The sequence below is a fragment of the Corynebacterium riegelii genome (assembly GCF_001263755.1).
Lineage (GTDB): Bacteria > Actinomycetota > Actinomycetes > Mycobacteriales > Mycobacteriaceae > Corynebacterium > Corynebacterium riegelii.
This window is the reverse complement of sequence record NZ_CP012342.1, coordinates 487,700-501,382: the sequence shown is the minus strand read 5'-3', so window position 1 is coordinate 501,382 and position 13,683 is coordinate 487,700. Positions and strand designations below refer to the sequence as shown.

At 59.5% G+C, this 13,683-nt stretch carries 15 protein-coding genes; 4 read left to right on the top strand and 11 right to left on the bottom strand.

Annotated elements, in window-relative coordinates:
• Positions 1-42 precede the first annotated feature (42 nt).
• Complete coding sequence (locus AK829_RS02370) at positions 43-258, bottom strand: DUF3046 domain-containing protein (protein WP_052203925.1); 216 nt, start codon at positions 256-258, stop codon at positions 43-45.
• A 65-nt stretch (positions 259-323) separates the two neighbouring features.
• On the opposite strand from AK829_RS02370, the gene AK829_RS02365 reads away from it, so the two are divergent.
• The 3 genes from AK829_RS02365 to AK829_RS02355 are packed head-to-tail and all read left to right on the top strand — an operon-like array spanning position 324 to position 2,241.
• On the top strand, positions 324-941 hold the full coding sequence (locus tag AK829_RS02365) for a biotin transporter BioY (protein WP_052203923.1): 618 nt from the start codon (positions 324-326) through the stop codon (positions 939-941).
• On the top strand, positions 941-1,630 hold the full coding sequence (locus tag AK829_RS02360; protein ID WP_052203921.1) for an energy-coupling factor ABC transporter ATP-binding protein: 690 nt from the start codon (positions 941-943) through the stop codon (positions 1,628-1,630). Before AK829_RS02365 ends, AK829_RS02360 begins: the two co-directional genes overlap by 1 nt.
• Positions 1,627-2,241 carry an energy-coupling factor transporter transmembrane component T family protein gene (locus AK829_RS02355; protein WP_052203918.1) on the top strand — a complete coding sequence of 205 codons (615 nt, stop codon included), beginning with the start codon at positions 1,627-1,629 and terminating at the stop codon, positions 2,239-2,241. Before AK829_RS02360 ends, AK829_RS02355 begins: the two co-directional genes overlap by 4 nt.
• 17 nt (positions 2,242-2,258) lie before the next feature.
• Here the strand turns inward: AK829_RS02355 and AK829_RS02350 are convergent, their stop codons facing one another.
• The 4 genes from AK829_RS02350 to pgsA form a co-directional block, all read right to left on the bottom strand.
• A complete protein-coding gene (locus AK829_RS02350) occupies positions 2,259-3,080 on the bottom strand; it encodes a PspA/IM30 family protein (protein ID WP_052203916.1) in 822 nt (273 codons plus the stop codon).
• 107 nt (positions 3,081-3,187) lie between these two features.
• Positions 3,188-3,541 carry a helix-turn-helix domain-containing protein gene (locus AK829_RS02345; protein WP_052206335.1) on the bottom strand — a complete coding sequence of 118 codons (354 nt, stop codon included), beginning with the start codon at positions 3,539-3,541 and terminating at the stop codon, positions 3,188-3,190.
• Between the two features lie 8 nt (positions 3,542-3,549).
• Positions 3,550-4,101, bottom strand: a complete 552-nt coding sequence (locus tag AK829_RS02340; RefSeq protein WP_052203915.1) for a CinA family protein — start codon at positions 4,099-4,101, stop codon at positions 3,550-3,552.
• Entirely contained in the window at positions 4,094-4,639 is a 546-nt protein-coding gene (gene pgsA / locus AK829_RS02335; RefSeq protein ID WP_232305768.1) for a CDP-diacylglycerol--glycerol-3-phosphate 3-phosphatidyltransferase, read from the bottom strand. Before pgsA ends, AK829_RS02340 begins: the two co-directional genes overlap by 8 nt.
• Before the next feature lie 24 nt (positions 4,640-4,663).
• Here pgsA and AK829_RS02330 point away from each other — a divergent pair, with 24 nt between their 5' ends.
• Positions 4,664-4,951: a YciI family protein gene (locus tag AK829_RS02330; protein WP_052203911.1), complete on the top strand. Its 288-nt coding sequence runs from the start codon at positions 4,664-4,666 to the stop codon at positions 4,949-4,951.
• On the opposite strand, the gene AK829_RS02325 is transcribed toward AK829_RS02330, so the two are convergent.
• From AK829_RS02325 to AK829_RS02300, 6 genes are all read right to left on the bottom strand, one after another.
• Complete coding sequence (locus tag AK829_RS02325; RefSeq protein ID WP_052203909.1) at positions 4,948-6,120, bottom strand: TerC family protein; 1,173 nt, start codon at positions 6,118-6,120, stop codon at positions 4,948-4,950. The two genes, AK829_RS02330 and AK829_RS02325, sit on opposite strands and share 4 nt — an antisense overlap.
• 205 nt (positions 6,121-6,325) lie before the next feature.
• Positions 6,326-6,916 (bottom strand): DJ-1/PfpI family protein, encoded by a 591-nt coding sequence (locus AK829_RS02320; RefSeq protein WP_157045278.1) that lies wholly within the window; start codon positions 6,914-6,916, stop codon positions 6,326-6,328.
• 24 nt (positions 6,917-6,940) lie between these two features.
• Positions 6,941-10,036 carry an FtsK/SpoIIIE family DNA translocase gene (locus tag AK829_RS02315; protein ID WP_052203904.1) on the bottom strand — a complete coding sequence of 1,032 codons (3,096 nt, stop codon included), beginning with the start codon at positions 10,034-10,036 and terminating at the stop codon, positions 6,941-6,943.
• Positions 10,037-10,095: 59 nt separating this feature from the next.
• Positions 10,096-10,722 (bottom strand): TIGR03085 family metal-binding protein, encoded by a 627-nt coding sequence (locus AK829_RS02310; protein ID WP_052203902.1) that lies wholly within the window; start codon positions 10,720-10,722, stop codon positions 10,096-10,098.
• A 31-nt stretch (positions 10,723-10,753) separates the two neighbouring features.
• Positions 10,754-11,227 carry a hypothetical protein gene (locus tag AK829_RS02305; protein WP_141738233.1) on the bottom strand — a complete coding sequence of 158 codons (474 nt, stop codon included), beginning with the start codon at positions 11,225-11,227 and terminating at the stop codon, positions 10,754-10,756.
• A gap of 369 nt (positions 11,228-11,596) precedes the next feature.
• A complete protein-coding gene (locus tag AK829_RS02300) occupies positions 11,597-13,681 on the bottom strand; it encodes a ribonuclease J (protein WP_052203898.1) in 2,085 nt (694 codons plus the stop codon).
• Positions 13,682-13,683: the final 2 nt, after the last annotated feature.

Sequence of the window (13,683 nt, the reverse complement as noted above, 5' to 3'; positions counted from 1 at the left end):
TTACACGCAAGGGTGTTCGATTAAAGGTAGGGGCGCGGAAAATTATTTCCCGGGCCGGTCTACCCCCAAACGCCGTTCCGCTGGCACGTCAAAGGCATTGCACAACCCCTCCCACACCTCGCGCGGATCGACACCACTTTCGATGAGCTCACTTGCCGTCATATCGCTAGAGGCAAGCACCTGGGAACGAATGATCCATTCCGCACGCTCCGGGCCAAACTCATCACGAACAAGCTGATGAAATTCCGTCAATCGCATACGGCCAACCTACCTAAGCACCCCTCAATACCACGCATTGAACAGCGTTCAGGTAGGTTTTTCACATGACCAACTCTGAATCACCCCAGGCGAATGCCGCCTCAACGTCCCGCAGCTCTAACGCAACTGCAACTGATATCGCCTACATCGCCGTCTTCGCCGCCATCATCATGGTGCTTGGCTTTGTTGCCATCCCCGCCGGAGTATTCGGTGTGCCGATTGTCCTGCAGAATGCCGCAGTGATCCTGGCCGCCCTAGTGCTGGGCAGCCGCCGCGGTTTCCTCACCACGTTGCTCTTCTTGGCTGTCGGTCTTGCATTTCCCGTTCTTGCAGGTGGCCGCACCACGATTGCCGCGCTCGGCGGCCCCACCGCGGGTTACCTTGTTGGGTATCTCATTGCAGCGCTTGTCGCTGGCGCCATTGCATACCGCGCACCGTTTTCCGCAAACCGCGCTGTAACCACCGGTATCTTCATCGTGGCTGGCTACCTCGGCCTATTCATGCAGTACCTCTTTGGCGTGTTCGGCATGATGCTTCGCCTGGACTTGACCTTCGGTGCCGCATGGGCAGCACAGTTGCCATTCCTTTTGCCGGATGCAATTAAGGTGGCCGTCATGATTGCTATCGCCCTTGCTGTCCACACCGCGTTTCCGGACCTTCGCGGCAAGCTCGGCAAACGCTAATGCCCACCATCGAGTTCCGCGGCGCAGCAGTCACCTATGACGACAAGCAGATCCTCGCGCCGCTCACCCTCAGGCTGACCGAGCAACGCATCGGCATCATTGGTTCAAACGGGTCCGGCAAATCCACCGCTGTGCGCCTGATTAACGGCCTTATTGAGCCGACTGAGGGTGACGTGCTTGTCAACGGTTTGTCTACCGCGAAGGACGCAAAGACTATCCGCAAACAGGTCGGTTTTGTCTTCTCCGATGCGGAGAATCAGATTGTGATGCCGCGGGTTGCCGATGATGTCGCATTCTCTTTGCGCCGTTTCAAGCTGCCCCGCACCGAGGTCCAGTCACGCGTTGCTGCTGTCCTTGAGCGCTTCGAGCTAGCCAGTCACGCCGAGCACTCCCCGCACACCCTCTCCGGTGGAGAAAAACAAATGCTGGCACTCGCGTCAGTGTTGGTCACTGAACCGGAAACCATTATTTGCGACGAACCAACGACTCTTCTAGATCTACGCAACCGGCGCCGCATCATCCGCGAGCTCATGGCCCTCGACCAGCAGCTCATTGTGGTCACACACGATCTGGACATGTTGCGGGATTTCGACCGTGTCCTGGTGCTCAATGATGCACAGCTGCTTTTCGACGGCACCCCGAACGCCGCCATCACTTTCTATACCGACCTGATGGAAGCGAAGCCGTGATCAGAGAACTTCCCCTAGGCGTCTACGTCCCTGGCAACACGTGGCTGCATCGCGCGAACCCCGCTTGGAAGTTCGTGGCGCTTGTGACATTCATCATTGTCGCAACGTTTGCGCCAAACGCCCCGTGGCAATCCATGACCGCTCTGACCTTGGTGATGGCGCTGTACATGTGGGCACGTATCCCGATTGAGGTTGCCTGGCGCCAGTTGGTGCCACTGCTGCCCATCTTGATCTTCCTCGGCGCTTTTTTGGTCTGGCAAAACGGTTTGGAAGCCGCGTTAACCACCATGATCTCGCTGCTAGCCACCATTGCTGCGGCAAACCTTCTGACGCTTACCACCACAGTGGAGGCGCTGCTCGATTCCCTGGATAAGGCAATGCAGCCGCTTGCTCGCTTCGGCGTGCCGGTGGATCTGATCAGCTTGACCATTGCGCTGACGATCCGTTTGATCCCCCTGATGCTACAAACGGCCAACGAGGTGCTCGACGCACGCAAAGCGCGTGGCGCCGGCTTCTCGGTGACCGCCTTTGGAACCCCCCTGGTTATCCGCGCCGTGCGACGTGCCCGCATGATTGCGGAGGCACTAGTCGCGCGCGGCGCGGTGGATTAACCCCGCGAGACGAAACGCTACTCGCCACGCAGTTCGCGCATACGCTGCGCAACTGCGTCATCAGAAACCTCGGCACCAGCGTTGTTGCCCTGCTCAATCGCCGGCTTCGCGCCAGAGGTCAGCTCACCAGCCATCTCGGCACGGATCTGCTCCAGGCGGCCGTGGCCAGCCATCTGGATACCGGCCTGCTCAACCTCAGCCATGCGGCCCTGAATCGAGTTCTGGGCCAGCTCAGCCTGGCCAAGCGCGTTGGCGTAGCGGCGCTCAATCTTGTCACGCACCTGATCCAGGTTGGGGCCCGACGCAGTAATCGCGTTCATGGACTGCATGGTCTCGGAGACCTTCTCCTGCATCTTGGCCTGCTCAAGCTGGCTCAGCAGCTTGGTGCGCTCATTGACCTGCTGCTGCAGCTGTGCCGCGTTGCGCTCAACTGCCTGCTTCGCAGAAGCCGCCTGCTGCAGAGCCTGGTCGTGCAGCTGCTTGGTGTCCTCAACGCCCTGCTCCGCGGTGACCAGCTGTGCCGCAAACGCCTCAGCAGCGTTCTCGTACTCCTGTGCCTTCTGCGCGTTACCCTCGCCGCGGGCCTTGTCGGCCAGCTGCAGTGCCTGGCGGGTATTGGCCTGCAGCTTCTCCACGTCCTCCAGGCGGCGGTTAAGCTGCATCTCCAGCTGACGCTGGTTGCCAATCACGGCAGCTGCCTGCTGGGACAGTGCCTGGTGCTGGCGCTGGGCCTCATTAATTGCCTGCTCAATCTGGACCTTCGGGTCAGCGTTTTCCTCGATCTTGCTGTCGAAGAGCGCCATCAGGTAGTTCCAGAACTTCTTGAACGGGTTCGCCATTGGTTACATAAACCTTTCGTGGAAAATTACATTTCTGCGTCCCCACTTTAGACGCGATGGGCGCGCCCCGCTTGCGCTACTCCCCCTGATAACCCACAGCGACGGGCTTAAGCCTCTGCTGCCGCAGGAGTTGTCGTACGCAGTTCCTCCGCCAAAGACGGCAGGGAGAGGTTTGCCACAGCCTCAAGCAACACCTCAGACACCGTGGTATCCAGCGCCTGGCAGATGGAGGCAAGCACCTCAGAGGACACTTCCTTGCGGCCGCGCTCAAGCTCCGAGAGGTACCCCGGGCTCACCAGTGCTTGGGTAGCTAGCTCACGAAGTGACACGCCCTTGTCCGCACGAAATGCACGCAGCGACATCCCCAGTGCTTCACGCAGCAGGGGTTCCTTCACCGGCGCGGTTGGGATAAGGGGCGCGGTGGTTAACGGTTGGTCTAGAAGCAGAGTCGTTGTTGCCATCATGAGTTCTAACGGATCAGCCCTTCAGTTTGTTCCCCAAGTGCGTGCAACACCCCGATCAGCGCTGCATCCACGGCTGAATTCCGAATGTCATTGCGGGTTCCTGCAATCACACGCTGCGGCTCAGCCGCATCTGGAACCAGCGCGAATCTGGTCTGGCTCGGCGGCAACAAATCCGCAGCCAAGCTGGATGCAGTCCAGTTCGGCCCTGCAAGGCCAATCCAGACCTCACCCACCGGGTGTCCGTCTTGGAGATCAGGGCCTGCCACGCCAGTCAGCGCAACCGCCCAGTCAGAACCACATGCTTGCCTGCAACCGCGAGCCATCTCTCGTGCCACAGCCGCAGAGACCACACCTTCGAGTTCTACAACCTCGGCTTCTACCCCAGCGAGTGCAATCTTTAAGTCCGTGGCGTAGGTGATCAGTCCGCCGCGCAGCACGTCCGATGCTCCCGGGATGGCTGCAACACGGGCGCTAGCCAAACCAGCAGTCAGTGACTCACAAAAGGAGATGGTTTGGGAGTGTTTCCGCAGTGCGTCTACAAGCAAAGGCTCAAGCATTAGCTTTCTCCGCATCAATCAAATACTGGATACCGGTCACCACCGTCACGGCAGCGGCAATAATCATCACCACGAGTGTAGGAATATCCATCCACGCTGGCAGCGGGCAAAGGTAGAGCGCAATACCCACGGTTTGCAGGACGGTCTTGAGCTTGCCGCCTTTCGACGCCGGGACGACGCGACCACGCCGCAACATCCACATGCGCCAGAACGTAATGCCCAGCTCACGCACCACAATGACCACGGTGATCCACACGGGCAAGGTGGATGCGATGTTGAGCGTGACCATGGCTGTGATCATCAGCGCTTTATCTGCAATCGGGTCAGCGATTTTGCCAAAATCCGTAACCAGACCACGGGCGCGGGCGATATCGCCATCCAGTTTGTCTGTAATCATCAGTGCAACAAAGAGACCGAAGGCCCACCACCAGCGCTGATCGAGAACCAGCCAGGCGAACACTGGGATAAACAAGATGCGCAGACTGGTCAATATGTTTGGCAGATTCCAATTGGACTGCTTGGCCGTAGCGTTACTCACGCCATCCACCCTAGACTGCCATTCATGAGATATTTCGCTTGCACCTATACCTACGCCTCTGACGCTGAGCTTGTAGACGCCACGCGGCCAAAACACCGCGAGTTCATCGCAGGTCTCCTTGAGGCTGGAAAGATCGTCGGCTCCGGACCATACCTCGAGGGTGGACAGGCCCTGATCATCATTCAGCTGCCAGATACCGCTGGAATTGCAGAGGCAGAAGCGTTGATGAATCAGGACCCGTATGTAGCTGCCAATGCGCTTGCGAACCGGGATATCCGCGAATGGAACCCGGTCGCAAATATCTTCACCTAACTCTTCTTGCCGCGGGCGACATGCAAGTGATCGGTATCGCGTGAACCGGTCGCTGTGTGGTCGCCCTTTCCGGAGGTCGCCGGATCATCAATCCACTCGATATGGTGACCGAACTTGTCCACTTTGCGACGGTTACCGTGGTCATCAAAGTCAACGTGGTACTTCTTGTCGTCCGGTTGACGGCGCCCAGCCTTGAGATCTGCACGGTCCTTGATTACGGACGCAATTGCAGTCACTACGAGTACTCCGACAATCACGCCGAGGGAGGTGACCGTCCCGATTTCCGGCACGCCCAAGCCCTCTCCGCCGTTGATGAAGGATAGATTGTTCTCGTGCAGGGCGTGCAGCAGCAGCTTCACGCCGATGAAGCCGAGCACGACTGCCAGGCCGTATGGCAGGTAGACGAGCTTGTCCAACAGGCCGTTGAGCAAGAAGTAGAGCTGACGCAGCCCAAGCAGCGCAAACGCGTTGGCGGTGAACACCAGGAACGCTTCCTGGGTGATGCCGTAGATGGCCGGGATGGAATCGAATGCGAACATCACGTCGATAAATCCAATGGACAGCAGCGCGACGAACAGCGGGGTTACAGCCCGCTTGCCAGCCTGTGTGCGTGACACCAGTCGGTCACCGTGGTACGAGCTGGTCACCGGGATGACCTTGCGCAGGGTCTTGACCACAAACATGTCGTTCGGGTCCGGATCCTCCTGGTCGGTCGCTTCGTCATACACCAGCTTGATCGCGGTGTAGATGAGGAAGGCAGCGAAGATGTAGAACACATCCGACCAGGCCTCAATGATCACGGCGCCAAGCAGGATGAACAACAGACGGAAGATCAGCGCCATCACAATGCCGATCAGCAGCACCTTCTGCTGGTACGCACGAGGGATCTTAAACGCGCCCATGATCAGCGCGAACACAAACAGGTTGTCCACGGACAGCGAAAGCTCCGTGATGTAACCAGTGAAGAACTGAATGCCGTGTTCTGCGTCCCACAGCCACCACACGATGCCGCCAAAAATGCAGGCCATGGTCATGTAGAACGCCGCCCACCCACCGGACTCCTTCATGGAGGGCTCGTGCGGGGTGCGCACGTGGGAAACGAAATCAAAAATGAAAAAACCCAGGATCACTGCAGAAGTGATCAGCCAGATGGACAAAGGCACATGCATAAGCTTTCCTCCGGTCAGAAGTTACGTTGAAATGACCGGAGGTCTCCCCCACCTCAATGTTGCGGGGCGGCCCAGACCGGGGCGCGAGATGCGCTGCCGTGCTGACGATCCGGGCACTTACGGGGTACTCCCCTCCAAGCGCGTCTCACTCTACACCACATGGATTCGGAAGCGCGGTGACACTAGCCTGTGGAACCCAGATGGCCTAAATGGCGAACGGGTCCTCATTCGGGTCGAGGTGTAGACGCAGCTCGATCGCGTCCGCCACCTCGCGTGCGACTGCCTCGCCGCATTCATCCGCAACGAATGCCGCCGCCATGTCTGTACCGGCCGAGACTCCTGAGGATGTCCACCGGTCGCGATCGTGTACCCAACGCGCAGAGCGGCGCCAATCGATGTCCTGGCCGAAGCTCGTGGCCCACGCAAACGCGCGCTTGTTACTCGTGGCCGCATACCCTTCCAAGAGCCCAGCCGCGGCGAGTAATGCCGATCCGGTACACACAGACATCACGACACTGGTGTCACTCGCCAGAGATTTGAGAGCGTTGAGGAAGCACTCGTCGTGCGCAAGTTTGCGGGTGCCCCGACCTCCTGGAACGAACAGGACATCACTGCCTTGCGGCGCATAATCGCCACTTACTTCAAATCGAACGCCCTGAGACGAGCCCACAGGACGCCCATCCGGAGAGAGCAACGTGACTTCCCACCCGTCGACCTTGGAGAAGACTTCCAGCGGCCCCGCTACGTCTAGAAGCTCGAAGTCCTCAAACAGGACGAAGACAAGGTGCTTGGACAAGCGCGGCGACACTACCTGCTGCATCTAGAACGCGCCGCCGGTTGGGTTGTACGTCGCCTGCACGGTGCGGGTGTCATCGTCCGTATCGGAGTCACCGCTTACTTGCGCCTCATCCTGCTCCAGCCCTGCTTCCTTCGGTGCTTCGGCAGGATCGGCTCCCTTGATCATCCAGATGATCGTCTCAAGCTCCTCAGGCTTGACCAGCACCTCGCGGGCCTTCGAGCCTTCTGACGGGCCGACAACGCCACGCGATTCCATGAGGTCCATCAGGCGACCCGCCTTAGCAAAGCCGATGCGCAGCTTGCGCTGCAGCATGGAGGTCGACCCCAGCTGGGAGGTAACCACAAGCTCGACCGCTTCGAGGAGGTCGTCGAGGTCTTTACCAATGTCATCATCAATAACCTTGGCTTCGGCCTGCTTGTCCTCGGTTACACCTTCGACGTACTCGGGCTCATCCTGGGACTTCGCGGCGTCTACAACCGCCTGGATTTCCTCATCCGTCACAAATGCGCCCTGCAAACGCTGTGGCTTGCCAGCGCCCTGCGGGATGAACAGGCCATCGCCCATACCGATGAGCTTCTCTGCACCCGCCTGGTCCAGGATGACTCGCGAGTCCGTCAGCGAGGAGGTAGCAAACGCCAGTCGCGACGGCACATTGGTCTTAATCAGACCCGTAACCACGTCTACCGACGGACGCTGCGTTGCCAGCACCAGGTGGATACCTGCCGCGCGGGCCTTCTGGGTGATGCGCACGATGGAGTCTTCGATCTCCTTCGGTGCCGTCATCATCAGATCCGCCAGCTCATCTACCACACACACAATGAAGGGGTATGGACGCATCTCACGTTCAGAGCCCGGAGGCGCCGTGATCTCACCGCTGCGAACCTTGCGGTTGTAGTCCTTGATGTGGCGCACGCGCGCGGACTTCATGTCCATGTAGCGCTGCTCCATCTCCTCAACCAGCCACTGCAGCGCAGCGGCTGCCTTCTTCGGCTGAGTGATAATCGGCGTGATCAGGTGCGGGATGCCCTCATATGGCGTCAGCTCCACCATCTTCGGGTCCACCAGAATCAGGCGCACTTCCTCCGGGGTCGCGCGGGTAAGCAGCGACACCAGCATGGAGTTCACAAACGCTGACTTACCGGAACCAGTAGAGCCGGCGACCAGCAGGTGCGGCATCTTCTGCACGCTGGCGGAAACGAAGTCGCCTTCGATGTCCTTACCAAGGCCGATGAGCATCGGGTCCGGGTCAGCGGCCACCTTCGGCGCGTCCAGTACGTCACGCAGCCGCACCATCTCACGGTCCTGGTTAGGCACCTCAATGCCCACAGCAGACTTGCCCGGGATCGGAGTCAGCAAACGCACATTGTCCGTAGCCACGGCATACGCCAGGTTGGATTGGAGGTTGGTGATCTTGGAAACCTTGACACCTGGGCCCAGCTCAACCTCGTAGCGGGTCACTGTCGGGCCACGGCTAAACCCGGTCACGGTCGCGTCAACGTTGAATTCCTCAAACACGTCCGTGATGGCCTCGATCATGCGGTCGTTGGCCTCAGTGCGCGTCTTCGGAGCATTGCCGGGAACCAGCAAGCTTGTCGACGGCAACGTGTACTCCCCCGACGCCACCTTCCGCGCCTCCTGCTGCGCAGGGTTCACCGGCGTTGTTGGTGCCTGTTGCTTTGCAACCTCAGACTTCGGCGTGCTTGCCGGCACCGCGGCAGCGTCGACGCCGCTTCGCGCAATGATGGCCTGGCGCATCGCCTCACGCGAAGTCCCAACAGCATCGGGTGCTGGGACTGCCGGCTGCGGTTGTGTGACCGGCTCACGATCCAGCACGCGGGTCTCTTCGACAGCCGGCGCGGGCTTGGCCGCAGGCTTTCGTTCCGGTTCCGGGGAATCAGCTACGTCTTCAGCAAAGTCGTAGACCGTGTCCCCGTCTGCCGGATAGTTATCCATCGGCGTGCGGGCTGGTGCAGTAGCAGGCGTCGGCGCTGGTGTAGGCGCAGGTGTCGGTGCCGGCGTCTGACGCACTCGTGGACGACGCGACGAGCGTGGGCGCTCCACCACCGTCCTCTCCTCAGGCTCACGTGGGCGGCGCTCGCGTCCCTCGGCTATGTCCTCAAGGTCTCGGTCAACGTGACTGTAGCGGTCATCGCTGTCAGCGTCTGCGTCTTCATCCTCGAAGAACTCTTCCTCGCCTTTCTCACGCATCCTGGCAAAGAGCCCAACAAGGTAGTCATAGGTCTGACGGGTAGTAATGCCGGTTGTTTTGAGTGCGCCGTACACAATGAGCAGCGCCAGCAGGGGTACCGCAACAAACGGAGTAAAGGCTACAGACAGGACACCACCGACGAGTGTGCCAATAGCACCGCCGGCAATCTTGCGTGTCTCCCAATCCGCTGGAGTGCCCGCAAATACGTGAATCATGCCCAGCATGCCCACAGCGATGATGCTGATCCCCAGTGCCACGCGGCCACGCACGGCATTTGGCGTACGCACATTGAGCATTAACGCAATCGCAATACATACCAGGACAATCGGCAGGATCAGCGCACCGGCACCAATAACCCAATGGCAGGCCTGAGCGATCACACTACCGACGGGTCCAGCAATGTCCATCCATACGGACGCACCAATAATTGCGGAAAGTCCGATAAGTACAAGGCCCCATGCATCGGCGTGAACATTGATATCTTCACTGTCACGTTCCCTCATGGGATCTTCCGATTCCTCCTGGACTTCAACCTTTGCGCGAGATTTTCTCCTGCGCGGTACATCTTCTTGCTCAGCATCATCAAACGAGGAGTCAAACGGATCAAAGTCCGCTTCCTCTTCATCGCGTCGACGGCGACGCCCGCCCCCAAAACCCGCGCCTAGACCTGCGACAGCGGATCCCACCCAACGGGTCGCAGACCCCAGCGTGCTGCCAACAACCTTGGTTGCAGAACCGACGCGCTCATTGGCAGTGTCCGCGGCGACCATAGATGAGGTCGGCGGATGTGTCATGGACGCGGGCGCACCATAATCACGGTCGCGTGAGGCTGCGTATCGGCTGCTCGAATACCCCCTTGACGCGGGGTGCGAGCGCGGCGAACGTGGTGCCGGGTTTTTGACAGACATGGGTGTAACTCTAATACCTCAAGTCACACACGTCACAGTTGCCACACCGGCACGGTATTTTAAATCTGTCGCTTCAGCCCCTTGAGCACCGATGTGTTGCCGCTAAAACTCACATCAACCGCATCGCGACCGCTCACCCACAACAGCAGTTCACCCGGCGCTCCACTAACTCGGAGCACGTTGTCCCCACGCTCAGCCACCCCAGCCTTGCCACCCGCAGTAATAGGCGGCAGATCCTGCGGGGTAAGCACCACAGGTACTTCGCTGCCACGCAATGTCAACGCGGCAAAACGTTTCACGTAACGCATCAAATCAGCATTGACAGCCTTGCTGAATTCGCGCGGCTGAACTACTCCCCTACCCCGACGCACATCCTCATGGTGGATGAAATGCTCCGCACCATTCATCTTCGCGTCTACAGGCGCAAGCAGCGCCGGCGGTCCGGCCGCCCATTCACGCACAACATCCCCGTACGGCCGCGCCTTCTGCTTCTTCGTCTCGCGCTCCAGCAGCGGCTTGGCCGCCGGGATCAAAATCCCCGGTGCGGCCCATGGCTTACGCTCACGGATCAACAAATGCACGGCCAAATCTTGGGTGGCCCAGCCGTCGTTGAGGGTTGGGGCGTCCGGGCCAACGTCCAGAAGCAAAAGCCCCAGACGCTCACGCTCTCTTTGTGCGAAAGTCATGCCCCTTAGCCTAGCCGCACAGGTGGAGCAGTTAGAACGGCAGCGAAGATCCGCTCCCGCTAGACAGCTGCCTGCTCATATCGTTGTAGCCGCGGATAACTGGGGCGAACTGTGCCACAGTTGGATCCACAGTCACCTGGATACCGCCCGTGCCCCAGCCGAGGTCAGTAGCTGGCTTGCCGTCAACGTAGCAGCCGCTAATGCCGCCCTTGGCGTTCATCAAACACATGATGGTGTCCTTGTCATAGTGACCAATCACGCGGATGCCCTGCACGCTTGGGTTGCGGAAGTTCGGATCACCCGGACGAATCACGTCGTAGTTCCTCCAAGCCGACGCGTAGCCAGGCTCAAATGGAACCTCGGTTCCCGGTGGCAGCGGGCGACCACCCGTCCAATCCACATCCTCGTCCGCGTGTGCCGCGGGCGCAAACATCATCGTGGCTACAGTCGCAGCAGCCGCCAACATTCCGGCAGTCTTCTTTGCGGTTCTCTTTGCAGTCCTCATGCCCCAAAGTGTTGCACGCCCCGTCCAGGCGTGTCTACCCCCTTAGACACACGTCACCCGCGCGGGACAGTTCCCGCGACGTGCTCGGCTGCCCGGTCCGCCCCAGTCAACAGATATGCAGGTCTAAATATGCAGGAGTAATGGTCAGAGCACTTTTTCAATAAGGGGCCCGTTAATGAAAATTGGCCGTGACCTGCGAACCTGCATATCTTCCCCTGCATATTTGTTCCAAGGACTGCCTCCAGGCCCGGCTTCAACGACGCACCCCCGGCCCGCGTGAAGAAGTTGGGTTTGACCCCGAAAACGTATCTACCCCCTAGACCACAACATCGTGCGGCCCTAGGGGGTAGTACGTGCGATGGCTAACGGTTAGAGCGACTCGCGGGACGCTTCCACGTCCTCATCATCAATCGGGCCCAGATCAGCGGCCATTGGGACGATGGTCGGCAAAATCACCGGCTCACGCTTGTACTTCTGGGAAATGGCGCGGCCCACCTTGCGGCGCAGCTGCTGCACCATACGCATCGCATCATTTTCACCCTGGGCAGCCAGATCATCCATCACGGCCTCGACGGCTTCGATGAGTTTCTTGTTGAACTCACGGTCATCATCAGACCAGCCAGTGGTGGACACAGTCGGCGACTGTAGGAGGCGACCCGTACGGTCATCAATCACACACGTAATGGACAACGCGCCACCGGCGGCCAGCGAGGTACGATCCGCCAGCACGTCCAGGTCCACATCACCCATGGTCTCGCCATCAACGTAGAGCTGACCCACCTGGTACTGGCCAACAACCTTGATCTTGCCCTTGGTCATATCCACAACCACGCCGTTTTGCGCAAGCGCGGTGTTCTCCGGGCGCACGCCCGTAGAGATAGCAAGCTCCTTGTTGGCGCGCATGTGGCGCCACTCGCCGTGCACCGGCATCGCGCACGTCGGACGTGCAGCGTTGTACAGCGCAAGCAGCTCTCCTGCATAACCGTGGCCAGAGGCGTGGACGTGAGCCTCCGCGTTGGTGATCACGTTCGCACCGATCTGGGCGAGGTTGTTGATCACCGCGAAGACTGCTTCCTCGTTGCCCGGGATGAGCGAGGAGGAGAAGATGATCGTGTCACCATCACGAATCGTGATCTGGCGGTGCTCGCGACGTGACATACGGCTCAGCGCCGCCATCGGCTCACCCTGCGTACCAGTGGTGATCAGCACCGTCTTGTGCGGTGCCATCTTCGCGGCCTCTTCGATCGGGATGATCGTGCCCTTCGGAGCCTTAAGCAGGCTCATCTTCTCCGCAATCTCCATGTTGCGCATCATGGAACGGCCGTTGAACGCCACCTTGCGGTTGTTCGCCACAGCAGCGTTAATAGCCATCTGGACACGCGCCACGTTAGAGGCGAAAGACGAGATCACAACACGCTGGCGAGCCTGGCTCACCAAACGGGTCAGGGTTTCCTCAATGCCCGCCTCCGAGGAAGAAATACCCGGAATAGTGGCGTTAGTGGAGTCACACATGAACAGGTCGATGCCCTCATCGCCGTAGCGGGCAAGGGCCGGGACATCCGTGGGCTTGCCGTCATACGGCGTCTGGTCCAACTTCACGTCACCAGTCATGACAACGTGGCCGGCACCAGTCTTGATGGACACACCCAAGCACTCCGGAATGGAGTGGTTTACGTGCCAGAAGCGCACGCGGAACGGTCCGACGTTGATGTCAGAGTCCTTGTTTACCTCATGCAGCTTCGGACGCTGGCGGTGCTCCTGGGTCTTTGCAGCAATCAGCGCGTTGGTGAAGCGGGATGCGTAAATCGGAATATCATGACGCAGCTTCAGCAGCCACGGGATCGCACCAATGTGGTCCTCGTGGCCGTGGGTAACAACCAGCGCCTCGATCTTGTCCAGCTTGTTTTCAATCGGACCAAAATCAGGCAGCACCAAGTCCACCCCCGGCTCACCAGAGTTCGGGAACAGCACGCCACAGTCCACAACCAGCAGGCGGCCGTTGTACTCGAAGACGGTCATGTTTCGACCAACCTCGGAAATACCACCAAGCGCGTAGATCCGCAGCGTGTTGTTCGCCGGCTTTGGCGGTGCTGGCAGACGCTTGGTCAGGTCAGCACCCTGCATGGACTTCATTGGGTTACGACGCTCACCGCGCCCCTCGCCACCGTGATTGCCACCACGACCGCGGCCGCGACGGCGGCGGCCATTGCCATTGCCTTGATTTTGGCTCTGGTTCTGGCCCTGGTTCTGGCTCTGACCACCCTTGTTGCCATTGTTATTTCCGCCGTTGTTTCCGCCACGGCCACTGCCTTTGGTGTTGTTATCTACACCAAAATCGCCGCCCTCTTGGGCGGCTGGGGTATCAGGTGCCTGGAATACGGGCTGCTGGTCTGCAGCCTCCGGCGGCCCGGCTTTGCGCGTAACTTTGCGTGCGCGGTTACGGGGTTCATTCATAT